Raw genomic sequence first — 19,131 nt, 5'->3', positions numbered from 1 at the left:
AAGGGCATTTCTATGATTAGATTATGATTCTGCTATTTAATAGCGTGTCTGCCATTTCAGTTAGATCAAGTTCGTTTAATTATTTGTAATTCCCGGAATCATTGCACCCCACCCCCAACTTCTTCCCCTCAACAGGGATGAGAGACAAAGCGTAGCTTTGGCAGGGTGGGGTTTAGAGGTTTTAGTAAATAATCAAGCTAACATGATATTACTTGAATTGCTTTGATACAGTCGAATCACAATGAATATTTCCCTATATGTTTGGCGATAGTTTAGGTTCTCTTGCCGTTAATTTTGGCTGAATACTATGTTAAGTTCTCCAATTATTCTGTTTTTGATTGTCACCTTGATTAGTCTTGGTGCGGGAATAATGGGACTATCCATTCTCAAGACGCGAAAGATTCTCAGATTTTTCAAGACAGAATCAGATAAACTCAATTGGCGAGTTATGTTTTCGCTCATGGTATTTTTTTTGGGTGGTTATTTATTATGTATTTATTTAACAATTAACAAGCTGTTTGACTGGATACCATTGCTAACTGGCATGGTTTTCTTTTTTGGTTCATTATTTGTGCTGTTTAGTGTAAATACTTACTATCAAACACTACAACGATTATTTTTAGTACAAGAACAATACCGCATAGCTAAAGATAATGCAGAATCAGCCTTATCTCAATTAACAGAAACTCAGCAATCTCAAATGCAATTAATTCAACGCGAAACCATGTTAGCGTTAGGAAAAATGGTGGCTGGAATTGCCCATGAAATTAATAATCCCATCAGTTTTATTCATGGTAATTTACAATATCTTCGCCAATATACTAATGACTTACTTAATCTTTTAGGTACTTATGCTGTTGTGTATCCTAACCCAGATGCCAAAATTGCTCAAGCTCTTGCTAAAAGTGATATAAATTTTATCCATCTTGATTTACCAAAACTATTAGAATCAATGGAGACCGGCACAGCTAGAATTAGTGAAATTGTCGAATCACTCTCTAGCTTTTCGCGGTTGAATGAATCGGACTATAAAAAAGCTGATATTCATCAAGGTATTGATAGTACGCTTGTAATTTTACAGCACAGACTTAACCGCTTTGCAAGTAATAGTAAACCTATTTCAATAATTAAAGATTACGGCAAAATACCACAAATTTATTGTAATCCTCGTCTTTTAAATCAAGTCTTTCTTAATTTAATTAATAATGCTATTGATGCTTTAGTTGAAAAAGAGGCAATTCCTGATAGTAATCTAGAGGACACACCAACTATTTGGATTCGGACATTTCAATCCCAGGAAAATCAAATTACTATCTCAATTACTGATAATGGTTGTGGCATGAATGAACAAATTTGCCAAAGCATTTTTAAACCTTTTTTTACTACTAAACCTGTTGGGCGAGGCACAGGATTAGGTTTATCCATTTGCCATCAAATTATTGTAGAACAACATGGTGGCTTGATTAAATGCGTTTCTCTGATTAACCAAGGTACTACAATTGATATAATATTACCTATAAAAAGATAGTTATTCGTTATTGATATCAGATGTGATGATTAATTTAACAATTGAAGAATTACGGAATAGTGCAATTAGATTTTTAGAACAAAATCCTGAACAACGGTTAAAAACCCTCAAAAAATTAGGAATAGGTCGTTATACTTTTTTAAGTAAAATTAAACTCAATGAAGCCAATATAGTTTGTATGATGCAATTTTTACAAAATCCTCAACAGCTAAAATTTCCTAATTTAGTTGGTGCTGATTTATCTAATTTGATATTATACGAAGTAAATTTTATTAGAGGTAACTTAACTAATGCAAATCTACAAAATAGTAGTTTAGTTAATGCTGACCTCCTATTTGCTAATTTTACTAAAGCTGACTTACGCAACGCTGATTTAACAGGTGCAACCCTTAATGAAACTATTTGGACAGAGGCTTTAGTAGAAGGATGTCAGTTTGGTGAAGGTAGTGGTTTAACTCAGCTACAGTATCAAGATTTAAAGTTACGCGGGGCTAAGTTCACTCATTTAAAATAATGATGATTAAATTGGTATACAGCATAGTTAAAGCATTAGGGTATGTTAAGACTTTAGCCTAACGCACAGTCAGATAAAAATTATTTTATATTACACAACAACACAGGATATTTTATAAATTTTAAGGGGCATTATTTTTATTACAGTAATTCAATATACTTCCACCAAATAATATAAATAAAATATGCACAATAGATAGAAGAGAAAATTTTATACCTTTTAAAAAGCTCATTAGTAAAATATTGCCACTAATAAATTTTAAAAAAGAGAGTTTACCATAAAATACCATTGAAATAAAATAAAAAAATAGGCAAGGCCAGGTACAAGAGAAGTGTTGTTTCTTCTCAAGGCTTGCATAGTTGCAAATATCAGCATATAAACATCTATACAGAAACCTATAATCCATAAATACTCTAACTGCTTCCAAGCCTTTGAGTTGAGAGCGTCAAGGAAAAAAAATAATTGTATGCAAGATGATAGACATACTACCGAAGTGGCAATCAAATGAATTTTGATGAGAAATACTATATCTTTTAGAGTTAAACCATTTTTCATACTTTGTATATAAGTGAGTAAATAAGTTATTGATATATGTCTCTAAACTAGTTATGTTAATCCATTAGAGTTTGTTACGGCTTCAGGCTAACACACCGCAGAATAGAAAATATCCAGATGGTCTGTTGTGTTGTCTGACAACCCATTTTACTTACTCATTCATATAAGTATGATTAAAATCCAAAAAATTATAAGATGATGATACTGAAAATTTTCTGGATAAATTGATGAGTGATTCTATTAAGTTGCCGAAAAAACTGATGTTATTGGGTTCAGGTGAACTCGGTAAGGAATTTGTGATTGCGGCGCAACGCCTGGGTAATTATGTAATTGCTGTTGACCGCTATGCGAATGCGCCAGCGATGCAGGTTGCTGATTGTGCGGAAGTTATTTCTATGCTGAGTGCTGATGATTTAGAAGCAGTGGTGACAAAGCATCAGCCCGATTTGATAATACCAGAAATTGAAGCAATTAGAACTGAAAAGTTACTAGAATTTGAACAACGTGGGATTACAGTTATTCCGACGGCGGCGGCGACTAACTACACAATGAACCGCGACAGAATTCGGGAATTGGCACATAAAGAGTTGGGCATTAGAACGGCTAAATATGGTTATGCTGTCACTCTAGAAGAACTAATTGCAATCTCCGATGAAATTGGCTTTCCAAATGTAGTCAAACCTGTAATGTCATCTTCTGGAAAAGGTCAATCTGTAGTAGCAAATAAAGATGAAGTTGAAAGGGCTTGGAATTATGCGATCGCAAATTCCAGAGGCGACAGTCAAAAAGTTATTGTAGAGGAATTTATTAACTTTGAAATTGAAATTACATTATTGACAATTAAGCAATGGAATGCCCCAACAATTTTCTGTTCACCTATCGGTCATCGTCAAGAAAGAGGCGATTATCAAGAATCTTGGCAACCAGCAGGAATCTCGGAAGATAAAATATTACAATCTCAAGCGATCGCTACAAAAGTCACCGACGCTTTAGGTGGAGCCGGAATTTTTGGTGTAGAATTTTTTATCACTAAAGATGAAGTAATTTTTTCGGAACTTTCACCACGACCCCATGATACAGGTATGGTGACATTAATTTCTCAAAACCTTAATGAATTTGAATTACATTTAAGGGCTGTTTTAGGCTTACCCATTCCTCATATTGAACAGTTTGGCTCTTCAGCTAGTGCAGTAATTTTAGCCTCAGAAAAGTCAGAGTCAGTACACTTTATTGGAGTTGCTGAAGCGTTAACCGAAAAAGATGTCGATATTAGATTATTTGGCAAACCCTCGGCTCATCCTTATCGACGTATGGGTGTCGCTTTAGCCAAAGCTGAGAATGTGCAGAAAGCACGAGAAAAAGCGACAACAGCAGCAAGTAAAGTCAAAATCATTTCGAGTTGAATGGCATATTAAACCCCTCAGACTAGTACCGCTACGCGGAAGTCAAAAGTCAAAAAGCTTCTATCACAAGCTTTTTACTAACTTGAAATGGTATCTTTATTTCCACCGCATTGTACTAGAAGTATGGGGCTATACAAACAAAGCCTGCCTTTGCAGGCTAATTATATGCTTCTTAATATCGATTTTGTATGATGCAATTATATAAATAGTTAACAAAAGATGTAATTTTATTGAGTTGTTCTACAGAAATAATCTCAATTTTGTTGTTTGTTAGTTTTGAGGATTTTTAGGGAACTCTGGGTATGAAGTAGATTGTTTAACGCTAATCACTTCAAAAAACAACATTGCTGACTCAGAAGATAAATCCGCAAATTTCCGGGCGGATTCAACCTGTGCAGACTTTCAGGAGAACGAGTAATCAAAAAGTATGAGTCAGATACCAGAGCCGAAAATGTTCCCAGATATTCAATCTTTAGCGACAACAGATATCAATGACAATCCCCTAGCGATCGCTCTCTATCAAACAATTGAATATGCTCCGATGGGAATAGCTATATTCAATCAAGATATGCAGTATCTAGCCGTAAGTCACAAATGGCTAGAAATTTATAAATTAACTAAAGATATTATTGGAAAATCTCATTACGAGATTTTTCCTGATATCCCTGAAAAGTGGAAGCAAATTCACCAACAATGTTTAGCCGGAGCCGACGCGCACAACAATGCAGACTATTTTCCCCGTGCTGACGGCTTTGGAGAATGGGTAAACTGGTCAATCCGTCCGTGGTATTTAGCCACAGGTGAAGTTGGCGGAATTATGATCTTTACTGAAAATATTACTCAACGCAAACAAACTGAATTGGCCCTCCAGCGTAACGAAGAACGCTATCGGTCTTTAATCACGGCTACTTGTCAAATTGTCTGGATACTGCCACCCGATGGTCTTGTCATCAACGATATTACGGCTTGGAGAGAATTTACTGGGCAAACCTTAGAAGAAATTTTGGGATCGGGATGGTTAGATGCGGTTCATCCAGACGATCGCTTATTAACCGCTCAAGCATGGGAAAAAGCGGTAAAGAATAAAAACCTATTTGAGATAGAATGCCGGATTCGTCGATATGATGGGGAGTATTTTTACTGGCTGACGCGGAGTGTTCCCGTGCTGGAAGCTGACGGTAGTATTCGAGAATGGATTGGGGTACAGACAAATATTCAAGATCGCAAACAAACCGAAGAAGACTTGCGCGAAAGCAACACCCTACTACGCTCAATTTTAAACAGTACACCCGATTACATTGTCGTTAAAGATGTTCAAGGGCGGTATGTTACCCTGAATTCTAATGCGGCAAACTTTATGGGTCGTGCTGTTGAAGAGATCATTGGTAAAAACGATTTTGAATTAATGCCATTAGAAGTGGCACGTAAGTATACAATTCAAGACCAACAGATTATCACCACAGGTATTAACACCACCGATGAAGAATACCTCTGTAGTGCCGATGGTCGAATTAACGGTACCTTCAGAACGACAAAAACTCCTTGGCAAGATACTGATGGTAATATTTTGGGCGTAATTGCCTTAGCTAGTGATATTGGCGATCGCAAACAAGCCGAGGAAGACTTACGCCACAGCAACACACTAATACGCTCAGTTTTAGACAGCACACCAGATTTCATCTTTGTTAAAGATTGCCAAGGCCGTTATGTAACGGTAAACACTGAAATGGCTAATTTCTTGGGCAAATCAATAGATGAGATTGTTGGTAAAGACGATACAGAAATATTTTCTTCAGATGTTGTCTCAGAAATCCGAGCCAAAGACCACGAGATCATGATAACAGGTAAGACCGAAATTTTTGAAGAAGATGTTTCTTTTGGTACAGTCAAGACAACTTTTCTTACCACAAAAGCGCCTTGGCGAGATGCTCAAGGTAATATTCTGGGGCTAATTGGGATCACCCGCAACATTAGCGATCGCAAACAAATTGAAGAAGACTTACGCGACAGCAACACTCTACTGCGATCAATTTTAGAAAGCACACCAGACTTTATCGTTGTTAAAGATTTTCAAGGCCGTCATGTCGCCCTGAACTCTAACTTAGCCAATCTCATGGGCAAACCCATTGAAGATATTATCGGTAAAGACGATACGGAAATTTTGCCCCTTGATTTTGCTCAAACAATCATGGCAAAAGACCGCCAGATCATGATAACAGGCGAGACAGAGACTTTTGAGGAAGATGTTTCTACTGGTGGCATTAATGGTACTTTTTTGACCACTAAAGCTCCTTGGAGAGATCATCACGGTAATATCATTGGCATGATTGCAATCACACGTAATATTAGCGATCGCAAACAAGCAGAATTTAAACTCCGCCAAACCCTAGAAATATTGGATTCAGCCAGTGACAGTATCATCATTCGAGATATGGATGACCGGATTGCTTACTGGAATCGCGGTGCGGAAGTTCTCTATGGCTGGAAACGCGAAGAAGTAATTGGGCAGTATATTCACACATTTCTGAAAACAGTCTTTCCCAAACCCTTAGAAAACATTTTGAGCGAGTTTTTACAGCAGGGACACTGGGAAGGCGAACTTCATCATCAAACCCGCGATGGTCGGTCAATTATTGTTGCTAGTCGCTGGACATTACAGCGTGATGAAAATGGACAGTCCTATAATCAACTCGAAATTAACAACGACATTACAGAACGCAAACAAGCCGAATTTGCTCTCGCTCAAGCCAAAGAAGCAGCAGAAGCCGCCAGTCATGCCAAAAGCGAATTTTTGGCTAATATGAGCCATGAATTACGGACACCGTTAAATGGCATTCTCGGCTATGCCCAAATTTTACAGCGTTCCAAACATCTCAAGGAAGATGAGCGATCGCGCATTGATGTTATTTATCAGTGCGGTTCCCATTTGCTCACCTTAATCAACGACATCCTCGACTTATCAAAAATCGAAGCGCAAAAAGTGGAACTGATGACCAGTGATTTCCACTTTCCGGCTTTTCTGCAAGGTGTCGCCGAAATGTGTCGCATTCGTGCAGAACTCAAAAGCATTCAATTTCAGTATCAATTTGCCAGCGAATTACCAATTGGTATCCGCGCCGATGAAAAACGCCTGCGACAAGTCTTAATTAACCTCCTCAGCAACGCCATTAAATTTACAGATGTTGGTCAAGTCACCTTTACCATCAGCTATGCTTCTGGAGGTAAAATTCGCTTTCAAGTCCGCGATACAGGTGTAGGTATCGCCCAAGAAAAACTCCAAGCCATATTTCAACCTTTTGAGCAAGTAGGCGACAGACGGCGACAAACTGAAGGTACAGGCTTAGGATTAGCCATTAGCCAAAGAATTGTGGAATTAATGGACAGCACCATTCACGTTCAAAGTGAAATTGGCGTTGGCAGTATTTTTTGGTTTGATGTTTACTTACCAGAAGCCCAAGAATGGGTGAAAACTTCCCAAGCTGATGATTTTGGACAAATTATCGGGATTAAAGACCGCAAACCCAAGATTTTAGTTGTAGATGATAAATGGGAAAATCGCTCTGTGATTTATAACTTACTGACTCCCATTGGGTTTGAAGTTACAGAAGCCAATGATGGTGCAGAGGGTTGGCAAAAAATTGCGGAGTTTCAGCCGGATTTAGTCATTACTGACTTGTTAATGCCAGAACTTGATGGTTTTGAGTTAATTCATCACATTCGCCAGTCAGAAGCTTTTAAACACATCATCATTATTGTTTCCTCAGCCAGCGTGTTTGAAAGCGACCAACATCGCAGCATCGAAGCTGGTGGTAATGATTTTCTCCCCAAACCTGTGCAGGCGATCGCACTATTTCAAAAATTGCGGCAATTTCTCAACTTAGAGTGGCTGTATGAAGAGCAAAGCCCTGAAAACCAGTCAGTAGCACATCAGGTCAACTTCATTCTACCTCCCCAGACAGAGATAGAAACTCTCTATGAGTTAGTAATGAAGGGTAACTTTAAGGGAATCATAAAACAAGCAGCATTAATTTCACAAATAGATCCAAAATATCTTCCCTTTGCTAAACGGCTGCAACAACTAGCACAAGAATTTCAAGACCAAGAAATTCTGGCACTCATTCACCCTCAACAGTAAGCGTTATGAACCTTACAACCGAACAAACTCCCACAGTTTTAATTGTTGATGATAATTCTGCTAATTTAGGTGTCTTGTCTGATGCTTTAGATCAGGCTGGTTTGGAAGTGATGGTAGCGAAATCTGGAAAAGTTGCTTTAGAGCGAGTTAAATATGCTCTACCCGACTTAATCTTATTGGATGTCATGATGCCAGAAATAGATGGATTTGAAACCTGTCGTCTATTAAAAGCAGACCCCAAAACTCAAGATATTCCCGTTATTTTTATGACGGCACTATCAGATACAACCAATAAAATCGCAGGTTTTCAAGTTGGTGCAGTAGACTATATTACTAAACCTTTTCAACAGGAAGAAGTTTTATCACGAGTTCAATTACACCTCAAACTGCATGATTTAACTGTCAAGTTAGAACATAAAAATGCTTTATTAGAGCAGAAAGTTTCTGAAGTTAGCCAAGCTTATGATGACCTAAAGAACGTGCAGATTCAGTTAATTCAAAGCGAAAAACTTTCCAGCTTAGGGCAAATGGTAGCCGGAATCGCCCATGAAATTAATAACCCTGTCAACTTCATTTATGGCAATCTCGTTCATGCCAATGAATATACTCAAGAAGTTCTCAAGCTACTACATTTATATCAAGAAGAATACCCTGAACCCACACCCCGCATTCAAGCAGAATTAGAATTAACTGATTTAGGATTCCTAGAGAGCGATTTGTTAAAATTGCTCAACTCCATGAATTTTGGCGCAAGACGTATTCGAGAAATTGTCAAATCCATACGAATTTTCTCGCGTACCGATGATGCTAACCTCACAGAGGCCGATATTCATGAATGTCTTGAAGGTACACTGACGATTTTAAATTATCGTCTTAAACAAAAATCCGACCATCCTGCGATCGCAGTTATCAAAGACTATGGTTTATTACCACCAGTCGAATGCTATGCCGTACAAATTAACCAAGTATTTATGAATATTCTCTCTAACGCTATTGATGCTTTAGATGAATATGATAAACAGCGTTCTTTGGCAGAAATTCACCAAAAACCCAGTCGCATTGAAATTCATACCAAGATGATTGGTGATGATTGGGTTGCCATTCATATTGCAGATAACGGCCCAGGAATTCCGCCCGAAGTCCAAGCAAAGTTATTTGAACCTTTCTTTACAACTAAACCTGCGGGTAAAGGCACAGGATTAGGTTTATCTATCAGCCATCAAATTGTTGTAGACAAACACGGTGGTCATATTACCTGTAAATCTTCACCAGGAACCGGGACAGAATTCATCGTCAAAATTCCCATCCAACAAACAGTGTCTCAAGTTGCTTAAATTAAAAGTGCTGAGTATCAACCTAACCTACTAACTACAGTCATCACCCTTGAGCATTGACTATTTACCAATTCCCAAATCAACAGCGATGCGATGGGCGCAAGCAAAGCCTGAAAAAGCTACAGCATTTAAACCCTGACCAGGAAAGGTACTATCACCCACACAATAAAGTCCTGGAATAGCTGTGCGGTTAAATGGCATCCCTAACAAGCCCCGCAATTTTCGTCGGGGAATGGGCCCATAAGTCCCATCTTCTCGCCCCAAAAAGCGGCGATGGCTGCGGGGTGTCCCGACTGATAGATAATCTAACCCTGCATCTAACCCCGGAAAAATTTGTTCTAGTCGGTCAATAATTCGCCAAGCTGCTGCTTCTTTTTTGGCTTCATATCTGTTTGTCGATAAACCCAGCCAACCATCAATCCAGTGAGGTGTAAAGGCATGAATGATATGATGTCCCGGTGGTGCTAAATCTGGGTCAAGTAATGTGGGGATGGAAACAAAAATCGTGCCTTCTGCTGCCGTCATTTTTGCCCAATCTTCTAACAAAATATGATGGCATTCTGTGTGCTGAGGTAAAACTGAGCTTTTCACGCCGATATGTAAACTCAAAAAGCTAGGCGATTTTTCATAGCGTTGTTGCCATACTTTCTCATTATTGGGTATTTTCTCTACAGGAATTAATTTGCCAAATGTATCCCAGCGTGTAGCATTAGAAACTATGCGTTTACCTCGATAAATTTGACCATTCGCAAGTTCTACACCGACAGCACGTCCTTGTTCTAGGATAATTTTTTTTACCCTCGCTTGATACTGAATTTGACCGCCAAGTTTTTCTAGTCCTTCTACTAGTTTTTGAGCAATTATGCTTACTCCCCCTTTAGGATAATTAACACCGCCATAATGTCTATCGGAAAAGACCATCCCGGCATTAATCATTGGTGTCATGCTTGCTGGCACTACTGACCAGCAATAACATTCCATATCAATGAATTTTAATAATAAAGGGTCTTTAATATAACGCCGCGCGATATCTCCAACATTTTTTGGTAAATATTTCAGTAACCCAAAACACGCTAAAGGATGCTGGAAGAACATCCGCATCAGATACCGAGGTTCTTCTAACGACAACAAATCCATACTGTTTAGGCAATTAAAAACTTGCCAGCATTCGTTATAAAAGCGACGAATACCTCTTGCTTCTTGAGGAAAGTAAGCAGTAAGATTTTGCAAAAATTTGTCATAAACCCGGTCAACTTTAATGTCTAATCCGTCGGGTAAATGATAATGAATTTGTACTGGATCTGGTATTGTTTCGATTTGCATATTGACCGCATCTAAGGCACGAGTCAGCAAGTTAGTTGTGCCGTTTTTTCCCAGCCCAAAAATCATCGATGCGCCAACATCAAAGTGATAACCGTGCTGTTCAAAATAGCTGGCACTACCACCGGGAATTAAATAACGCTCTAACACCAAAACTTTTGCGCCTTTGGCTGCTAGTTGAGTTGCTGTTACTAAGCCACCCATTCCCGAACCAATGATAATTGCGTCAAATACGAGATTGTTATTTGTCATTGCTCATTTGTCCTTTGTTATTGGTATTGCTAAATACAAACTACAAAATATCCTAATTTCCGTTCCGGAAGTTTATTCACATCTTGCACTAAACGACTGAAGTCGCGGCTACACAGACAAAACCCGCCTATCGCGCTTGCGCTGCGCTTGGCGCACCACGCGGGTTCAAAACCCTTGATTTTATGTTGAGTCCGCGTTCAGCTTTGCTGTTGCCGCAGGCTAGGTGGACTTCGTTTTTATAGCCGCGAATTCCATTCGTTGGGGCTTGGTTCTGAAACCCTAACAAGTGACCAATGACCAATGACTAATGACCAATACAAAAAAAGAGGGACAAGCCTGCGACTGCTGGCTAATCCCGTCTGCCGATCCTTAAAGAGAGGAGAACACTGATTCATAATATAACTTTGATTGAGAATATATGTCAACTACTAATGACAAAAATTTTCAATAGTTTTTGGGAGTTGATTTTGGCTGCCAGCTACACACAGGAAAGAGTATGATGAGGTTTCAGTTCCTATAAAATCAAAAGTGCCAATTTCCAGCCTATGACGGTACAGCTGCGTGTTTACGTTCCACCCCATCCTTTAATTAAGCACTGGTTGGCAGTCGCCCGTGATGCTGCTACACCTTCAGTATTATTTCGCAGTGCCATAACGGAGTTAGGCAGATGGCTAACTTACGAAGCGGCGCGGGAGTGGCTACCAACGCTAGAGACAACAGTGCAGACTCCATTGGAGACTTGTCCAGCAACTTTTATTAATCCAGAAGTACCTGTGGCAGTGGTGCCGATTCTGCGGGCAGGTTTAGGATTATTAGAAGGGGCGCAAACTTTGTTACCTTTGGCTTCGATTTATCATTTGGGCTTAGTGCGTGATGAAGAAACGCTGGAAGCTCGGTGTTATCTGAATAAATTACCGGAAAAATTTGACCCGCAAACTAGGGTGTTAATTACAGACCCGATGTTAGCTACTGGGGGGTCGATTATGCGGGCGATGGCAGAATTAACTCAACGGGGAATTGACCCGGAGTTGACGCGAATTGTCAGTGTAGTTGCAGCTCCGCCAGCATTACAAAAATTAAGTGCCGCATATCCGGGTTTAATCGTTTACACTGCAACTATTGATGAAACAGTGAACGATCGCGGTTTTATTGTACCGGGATTAGGTGATGCAGGCGATCGCATTTTTGGTACTTAAGTTACTATGCAGCTAGGAAAGGAAAATCGCTTAACACAAGATCAAGATTGTAAGATTGCTTCAAGGCGGGTAAAGTTATGAGTCAGCGAGATGGTTTTGCTAGTGGTTTTTTCGCAGGGGCGCTGTTTGGCGGCTTAGTTGGTGGTGTTTTGGGTGCTGTCATTACTTCTCGGCTGGATTTAGAATCAACAGAAGAAGAAGCCGAACTCAGTAATGGTGTGGTAGAGCCGAAAAAAAATTCAGCCAAACGACGGATGAGAGCTTTAGACAATGGAAATCTGGAAATGGAATCAGCTAGGCGATCGCTAGAAGATAAAATTGCTCAGTTAAATGCAACAATTGACGAAGTAAGGCAACAATTGGGCAATGTTAACGGTAGTGCTAGTCAAACAGCAGGCGATCGTTCCTCAATACAAGATTAGTCATCTTTAAATGGCTTTCTGCAACTGAGTTTCCACCTTCAGACTAATCAACAACGGCGGTAAACGTTAGTCGTGGTCAAAATAGATACTGATTCGCAGACAGCATGACAACGACTAAACTAAAATCAACTATAAGACCGCTTGTGAAACTTAGCAGGAAACCCCAAAATCCATGTTTTTACTGATTAGCACCCTCAATACCTTCATACAGCTTTATACGGCTCTACTATTTATTAGAGTTTTATTGACTTGGTTCCCTACCATCAATTGGTATAACCAGCCTTTCTCTGCTTTAAGCCAAATTACTGACCCATATCTCAATGTCTTCCGTTCCATTATCCCCCCCTTGGGCGGCATTGATCTTTCCCCAATGTTGGCGATTTTATTGCTGCAAGTAGTAGGCCAAGTAGTAGGTAGTCTGGTAGGTGGTTTGCAGGTTTTTGCCTAACTATCCACTGGATGTTATTGAAAGTCTGGGTGAGTAAACCCAGACTGTTTATTAAAAGCTGTCGTCACTCAACACTTACACTTCGACTTCGCTCAGTGTACAACACTCAGCATTCAGCATTCAGCACTCAACACTCATCGTCGGACTTGACTACTAAATCCCGATGCTTTAAATTGCTTTAACTTTAAAGGTAATGGCTGATTTGCTGGTACAGAAATTCTCAACTCAAAATCGCTAATTCCTGGTGGAACTTCGGCAATAGAACCAAGGCGGGTACGATTTTGTAAAACTGAGTCGTTGTTAGCATCATATATCCGACCATAGATATCTGCATCGTAGACGGTTTTATAAGTGCCGTTTTCGGCCTTACCTATGACAATAAAGCAATTAGCCGCCGCCGCACTACCACCGCTTGTCACTGCCCCTTTAGCTAGTTCTGGGGGACAATCTTTATAAGAAATGTCAAATAATCTAATCGGGGTTAAAGCCTCGGCTGTTGGTGTGATTACCCATGAGAGAAGGGCAAACAGACAAACAGTAAATATTAGCTGCATCAGTTTTGAGTAGTACTGCATAACCAAAGTTGGGAAATTCCATAAAAATACTTTGCTGTGTTGTTTTTTCATATTTCACACAGGTAATTAATTACTCTAATTGAACTTAGTGCTGAAAAACTCGACATTCAGCACTATTTTTAACCTCAGCTTACCTGAATTTCGTAACCAAGAGATTGCAGACTTTAAATTCTGCGGAGTATCCATCAAGTTTTTTTGATGAATTTTTGTATTCTCTAGTTGACATCCACCTTATATATCAAGAAAATTTGATATGAAGAATAGAGAACCTTAGCGACAAAACGTGAAAAGCAGCCAAGTCTGAGCGGTTTTATTTTAGGTGTACTTTGATGAATCAGAATCCCCAAGCTAATACAAATCGGATACAAGCAGGAAGCAATCTCAGTTTTTTTGAAAAGTACCTCACTGTATGGGTCTTTTTATGTATCTTTGGCGGAATTGTTCTGGGTCGATTATTTCCAGGAGTGGCGGTCGCACTGGACGCAATGAGTGTATATCAAGTCTCGATTCCCATTGCTGTCTGTTTATTTTTTATGATGTATCCCATCATGGTGAAAATTGACTTCACCCAAGCTACAAATGCTATCCGCGCTCCCAAACCAGTGATTCTCACTTTGGTAGTGAATTGGTTGATTAAACCTTTCACGATGGTGGTATTTGCTCAATTTTTCTTAGGATGGTTATTTCGTCCTTTGATTGTTGGAAGTGAAATGATTCGCGGTGGTGAAGTTACACTGGCTAATTCTTACATTGCCGGCACGATTTTACTAGGAATTGCACCTTGTACAGCAATGGTGCTGATGTGGGGATATCTTTCTTACGGCAACCAAGGACACACCTTAATTATGGTGGCTGTAAATTCTTTGGCTATGCTGTTTTTGTATGCGCCTTTGGGTAGATGGTTACTAGCGGCGAATAATTTAGCTGTACCTTGGGAAACTATTGTTTTGTCGGTATTAATTTACGTTGGTTTACCGTTAATAGCAGGAATATACAGCCGTTACTGGATTTTTAAATATAAAGGTAAAGAGTGGTTTGAAAGACGATTTCTTAATTATTTGACTCCCGTAGCGATTACGGCTTTGTTATTAACTTTGGTACTACTGTTTGCCTTCAAGGGTGAATTAATTGTGAATAATCCCTTGCATATTTTGTTAATTGCTGTACCACTGTTTATTCAAACTAATTTCATTTTTTTAATTAGTTATGTAGCAGGATTGAAGCTGAATTTAGCTTACGAAGATGCCGCACCAGCAGCATTAATTGGCGCGAGTAATCATTTTGAAGTAGCGATCGCCACGGCTGTGATTTTATTTGGCTTAAGTTCTGGTGCCGCACTGGCTACGGTGGTGGGGGTTTTAATTGAAGTGCCAGTTATGTTAATGCTGGTTGAGTTTTGTAAGCGCACAGCAAGTTGGTTTCCGAGAGAACCAGAGAAAGCAACCTTGCTAGATCCGCGTTGTTTTGGAGATTGCAAATAATCACAACTATCAGTCACAAAATAAGGATTTGATTTATGAAACGTGTCATGTTTGTCTGTAAAAAGAATTCGGCTCGTTCGCAAATGGCAGAAGGTTTTGCTAAAACTCTGGGACAAGGAAAAATAGCCGTAACTAGTTCGGGGTTAGAGGCGAGTCAGGTGAGACCAGAAGCGATCGCAGCGATGCAAGAAATTGGTATTGATATTACTAATCAGCATTCCAAACCCCTAAGTGATTTTCAAGCTGAAGATTTTGATGTGGTGATTTCTCTGTGCGGTTGTGGTGTGAACTTACCGCCGGAATGGGTGGTACGCGAAGTATTTGAAGATTGGCAATTGGATGATCCAGCAGAACAACCAGAAATTTTTCCCAGAGTGCGCGATGAAATTAAAGAACGAGTAGTTCAATTAATTGCGTCTGTGAATCAAGCATAAACTTGTTTATTTCAGATATGAATACAGGAATTACGCAAAAATTCCCAAAAAGCTTAATTTATCGAACTGCCAAGTCGCATTAGACGCGCAAGCGGCTTCCCGCAAGGTAGAACGCCAAGAAATCGTAGAGTCTGCGTAAGTCCTAGAATAACTACTTACACATATTCTTTTCCTGTTCTCCGTTCCTTGTTCCCTGTTCCCTACCTCCACGAATGAATTTAATTTTGTGCAACTACGTTATATGACAACATTCGACCATCCCCCCAGAATTTTATTTTTGTATGGTTCTTTGCGCGATCGCTCCTACAGTCGCCTGTTAGCCGAAGAAGCAGCACGCATCATTACAGAATTTGGTGCAGAGGTGAAGTTTTTCGACCCTAGAGAACTCCCAATTTACGGTAGTGTCCCTGATACCCATCCCAAGGTTCAGGAGTTGAGAGAATTAAGTATGTGGTCAGAAGGGCAAGTTTGGTCTAGTCCAGAACTGCACGGTCAGATTTCTGGGATTATGAAAAACCAAATTGATTGGATTCCTCTGAATATAGGTGCAGTTCGTCCGACTCAAGGTAGAACTTTAGCTGTGATGCAGGTAAGCGGTGGTTCTCAGTCTTTCAACGCTGTGAATACATTGAGAATTTTGGGGCGATGGATGCGGATGTTTACAATTCCCAATCAATCATCAGTGGCGAAAGCATATCAAGAGTTTAAAGAAGACGGCACGATGAAAGATTCACCCTACCGCGATCGCGTTGTGGATGTGATGGAAGAACTTTATAAGTTTACTTTGTTGTTGCGAGACAAGGTAGATTATCTCACTGATCGCTACAGTGAACGCAAGGAAAAGGCTGCTAAAGAAGTCATTGAAGTGGCGAACAAAGCTTTGAAAGTTAACTAAAATCAAATTTTGGCGATCGTATCGATCGCAATCACACCTGCTATCAGCAGATATACTTTTGGGCGGTATGGCTTTGGTTCTTCGCCAAGTGGTTCACTTTCTTCCTCCTGTCGCTGCTTCATCTTTCGTTCCTTAGCCGGTCGATATAGTTGTTAGAACCCCGTGCAGCCATTCGTCCAGCAGTCGAATATCCGCTTGTACGTCGTTCTTGTATTTTGCTGTGCAGCTATATACGAATGGAGGTGTTATGTCAAGCGTTAGCGCTCTTCTATAATTATAGACCGCCTCTAACGCCCTCTCTATGCTTATCATGTGCGGATTCGTCGATTGTAGATAATCTAGGTGGCGCTGGTAGATTGTGGCTGTTATACGCAGCCTGCGAAACGGGAATTCTGGGTTATTTATAATGCCAATGCCCATTTGTACGCTCCTGTACGGTATATAACGCTGTACGTACCCTCGTAAAACCTGTCCCCCGTCGCACCTTTGGATGCTTAGTTCTTTGTTCTTATCGGGGGCTTCCTTATTGTTCGCATGGCTTTTTGTATCTGTTACGGCTTCCACTTCCTCCAAGGGGCTTTTCTTTAAGCACTCTACTTTCCCTCGCCCCTGCTGCACCACATGGGTCAACTCATGCGCCAACAACTCTTGCCCCCCTTGACTCCCAGGTTCATACTCCCCCTGCCGAAAGAACACATCCTGTCCCGTTGTAAAAGCCTTGGCCTGTATTGACTGGTTCAACTGGTCAGCCTGAGCATCTGTATGTACCCTCACACCACTAAAATCAGCCCCAAACACCTGCTCCATCGGTTCTCTGATACTGTCTGCTAAGGGCTGCCCACCACTTCTAGCCCGTTGTATCCCCGCTTCGACATCGAGAGAGACTGCCATTCCTCCGATATTCATATGCTGAATCAATGGCTGAATTGAGGTGTTACTTTGTTGGTCTAATGAGGGTTCTAGTTCCTCTCTAGCTTCTTGTATACTCAGTTTCATTTGCAGACGTGGGGTAGTTGTGTCTGGCTGATATGGAGGTTGTTGTATTGACATCCTTGACAACCAGAAATTCTGTCCCTGGCCAATTGATTCAGTAGGCTGTTCTTTATTCTGTACAACCTGATTGTCTGTTGAGTGAATACTTTGGACTACATCTTTGGCAATCCTATCTGCCTCTTGCTCATATTTATCCCCTGGTTGTCCTATCGTCAGCTTCATTTGCAGGCGTGAGGTAGATGTATCTGGTTGATATTGTGGTTGATAATTTTCGTTTGCTTCTCCATTGCCCAACTTCATTTGGATGCCTGGGGGCGGAAGTGGTGGTGCGCCATCTGGTCTTGTTACTGATATCCGAGACAACAAAGATTTACTATCAAGACTGCTTGGCTTTGGTGCTAATTCTTGATTTTGGATTACATCATCTTCATTTACATTTTGTTGTGGCAGAGATTCTTCAACTTTGAATGGGCGTGATGCAAACTGATTTGTAGATGAATTAGTCGTTGATTTACCGTTTCTTTGAACTCTTGTGTACATAATTGTTCTCCTATAATGGGCTTTTATTGCTAGTTAAATTTCTGAAATAATGCAAGCTGGTAATGAGCCGTATATTTTTGCTATCCTCATTAAAATTAATTTGTATGACAAAAACGATTGGAGTTATTCATGGGCAAACCAACCCATATTTTAGGGCTTGAACAATTGCTTGAGTCCGACTAGTAACACCTAGTTTTCTAAAAATATTAGTTAGGTGAGCTTTGACAGTTGCAACAGTAATATAAAGGCGTTTGGCAATTTGTTCATTGGGTTCTCCTTGTACAAGCCAGTTCAATATTTCCTGCTCTTGTTTGGTTAAATCGATTTCGCTATTGGAGTTTAATGAATTTCCTGAGTAGTATTGGAATAATCGGAAGAAAACAGTTGCTACATCAGGTGGCAAATAAACTTTATTATTAATAATAGTCATAATTCCTTCACATAATTGCGTGGCTAATTTGTCTTTTAATATATAGCCCCATGCACCTGCTTGCATGGCACGATATACATATTCGTCTTCTTGTTGTGCTGACAAAATTAAGCATTTGCCATTGTAAGATGACTTTTTCAGATGTTGTAAAACTATAATTCCATCCTCTGGAGGTAATTCTAAATCAAGCAATATTAAAGCTGGATGTTGTTCTATATTCAACCTAATAGCTTGCTCAACAGTAGACGCTTCACCAACAACATTAAAATTATATGCGCCACTACTATTATAAAAGCCTAATAGGGTACGAATCCCCTGACGAAATACCAGTTCATTATCTACCAGTAATATAGAAATAACTTCTTTTTTGACATCAATTGTAGTAGCCATAATATTAAATTAGAGTTCAAAATTTGTTCAATCAAGTTAAGCTAATATCAAAGTTTTATTCTTTTACATAAAGCCTTACTCAGAGGTTGTTTGAAAAGTAATCGGTTGTGATAATTAGTAATTTTTCATCCTCTTGAGCCTGTCCTTAAAAAGGCTCACTTGTACACACAAGTCTTAAACGCACTAACTAAAATAAAGCAGGCGATAGCATCTAGTGTGAACTCCGAAGAAACTCTTGAGTAGTTTTATGCGGCGGCAGCACATGATGGGATGCTTTTGATCAACA

The 19,131-nt window shown here is 39.8% G+C and carries 15 protein-coding genes; 11 read left to right on the top strand and 4 right to left on the bottom strand.

Features of this window, described 5'->3' with window-relative positions:
• Nucleotides 1-307: 307 nt before the first annotated feature.
• From H6G74_RS07035 to H6G74_RS07015, 5 genes are all read left to right on the top strand, one after another.
• Nucleotides 308-1,528 carry a sensor histidine kinase gene (locus tag H6G74_RS07035; protein ID WP_190966999.1) on the top strand — a complete coding sequence of 407 codons (1,221 nt, stop codon included), beginning with the start codon at nucleotides 308-310 and terminating at the stop codon, nucleotides 1,526-1,528.
• 25 nt (nucleotides 1,529-1,553) lie between these two features.
• A complete protein-coding gene (locus H6G74_RS07030) occupies nucleotides 1,554-2,042 on the top strand; it encodes a pentapeptide repeat-containing protein (protein ID WP_190966998.1) in 489 nt (162 codons plus the stop codon).
• A 782-nt stretch (nucleotides 2,043-2,824) separates the two neighbouring features.
• Nucleotides 2,825-4,000: a formate-dependent phosphoribosylglycinamide formyltransferase gene (gene purT / locus H6G74_RS07025; protein WP_190966997.1), complete on the top strand. Its 1,176-nt coding sequence runs from the start codon at nucleotides 2,825-2,827 to the stop codon at nucleotides 3,998-4,000.
• A 427-nt stretch (nucleotides 4,001-4,427) separates the two neighbouring features.
• Nucleotides 4,428-8,135, top strand: coding sequence for a PAS domain-containing protein (locus tag H6G74_RS07020; RefSeq protein ID WP_190966996.1), 3,708 nt, complete (start codon nucleotides 4,428-4,430; stop codon nucleotides 8,133-8,135).
• A 5-nt stretch (nucleotides 8,136-8,140) separates the two neighbouring features.
• Complete coding sequence (locus H6G74_RS07015; protein ID WP_190966995.1) at nucleotides 8,141-9,469, top strand: hybrid sensor histidine kinase/response regulator; 1,329 nt, start codon at nucleotides 8,141-8,143, stop codon at nucleotides 9,467-9,469.
• 60 nt (nucleotides 9,470-9,529) lie between these two features.
• Here the strand turns inward: H6G74_RS07015 and crtH are convergent, their stop codons facing one another.
• Nucleotides 9,530-11,041 (bottom strand): carotenoid isomerase, encoded by a 1,512-nt coding sequence (gene crtH, locus H6G74_RS07010; protein WP_190966994.1) that lies wholly within the window; start codon nucleotides 11,039-11,041, stop codon nucleotides 9,530-9,532.
• A gap of 545 nt (nucleotides 11,042-11,586) precedes the next feature.
• On the opposite strand from crtH, the gene upp reads away from it, so the two are divergent.
• From upp to H6G74_RS06995, 3 genes are all read left to right on the top strand, one after another.
• Complete coding sequence (upp, locus tag H6G74_RS07005; protein ID WP_190966993.1) at nucleotides 11,587-12,237, top strand: uracil phosphoribosyltransferase; 651 nt, start codon at nucleotides 11,587-11,589, stop codon at nucleotides 12,235-12,237.
• A gap of 77 nt (nucleotides 12,238-12,314) precedes the next feature.
• Nucleotides 12,315-12,659, top strand: a complete 345-nt coding sequence (locus H6G74_RS07000; protein WP_190594887.1) for a hypothetical protein — start codon at nucleotides 12,315-12,317, stop codon at nucleotides 12,657-12,659.
• A gap of 172 nt (nucleotides 12,660-12,831) precedes the next feature.
• The gene (locus tag H6G74_RS06995; RefSeq protein ID WP_190966992.1) at nucleotides 12,832-13,107 is read left to right on the top strand and encodes a YggT family protein; all 276 of its coding nucleotides are present in this window, start codon (nucleotides 12,832-12,834) and stop codon (nucleotides 13,105-13,107) included.
• A gap of 134 nt (nucleotides 13,108-13,241) precedes the next feature.
• Here H6G74_RS06995 and H6G74_RS06990 read toward each other — a convergent pair whose 3' ends face one another.
• The gene (locus tag H6G74_RS06990; RefSeq protein ID WP_190966991.1) at nucleotides 13,242-13,682 is read right to left on the bottom strand and encodes a biotin carboxylase; all 441 of its coding nucleotides are present in this window, start codon (nucleotides 13,680-13,682) and stop codon (nucleotides 13,242-13,244) included.
• Nucleotides 13,683-14,011: 329 nt separating this feature from the next.
• On the opposite strand from H6G74_RS06990, the gene arsB reads away from it, so the two are divergent.
• The 3 genes from arsB (at nucleotide 14,012) to arsH (ending at nucleotide 16,492) form a co-directional block, all read left to right on the top strand.
• Nucleotides 14,012-15,163, top strand: coding sequence for an ACR3 family arsenite efflux transporter (gene arsB, locus H6G74_RS06985; protein ID WP_277927131.1), 1,152 nt, complete (start codon nucleotides 14,012-14,014; stop codon nucleotides 15,161-15,163).
• A gap of 35 nt (nucleotides 15,164-15,198) precedes the next feature.
• On the top strand, nucleotides 15,199-15,597 hold the full coding sequence (arsC, locus tag H6G74_RS06980; RefSeq protein WP_190966989.1) for an arsenate reductase, glutathione/glutaredoxin type: 399 nt from the start codon (nucleotides 15,199-15,201) through the stop codon (nucleotides 15,595-15,597).
• A 226-nt stretch (nucleotides 15,598-15,823) separates the two neighbouring features.
• The gene (gene arsH / locus H6G74_RS06975) at nucleotides 15,824-16,492 is read left to right on the top strand and encodes an arsenical resistance protein ArsH (protein ID WP_313888462.1); all 669 of its coding nucleotides are present in this window, start codon (nucleotides 15,824-15,826) and stop codon (nucleotides 16,490-16,492) included.
• 132 nt (nucleotides 16,493-16,624) lie between these two features.
• On the opposite strand, the gene H6G74_RS06970 is transcribed toward arsH, so the two are convergent.
• Nucleotides 16,625-18,025 carry an eCIS core domain-containing protein gene (locus H6G74_RS06970; protein WP_199340917.1) on the bottom strand — a complete coding sequence of 467 codons (1,401 nt, stop codon included), beginning with the start codon at nucleotides 18,023-18,025 and terminating at the stop codon, nucleotides 16,625-16,627.
• 127 nt (nucleotides 18,026-18,152) lie between these two features.
• Nucleotides 18,153-18,845, bottom strand: a complete 693-nt coding sequence (locus H6G74_RS06965; protein WP_190966987.1) for a LuxR C-terminal-related transcriptional regulator — start codon at nucleotides 18,843-18,845, stop codon at nucleotides 18,153-18,155.
• Nucleotides 18,846-19,131: the final 286 nt, after the last annotated feature.

Origin of the sequence: Nostoc spongiaeforme FACHB-130 (assembly GCF_014698475.1) — a bacterium.
Lineage (GTDB): Bacteria > Cyanobacteriota > Cyanobacteriia > Cyanobacteriales > Nostocaceae > Nostoc_B > Nostoc_B spongiaeforme.
Note: the sequence above shows the minus strand (reverse complement) of the source record. Positions and strands in the feature narration are given on the sequence as shown.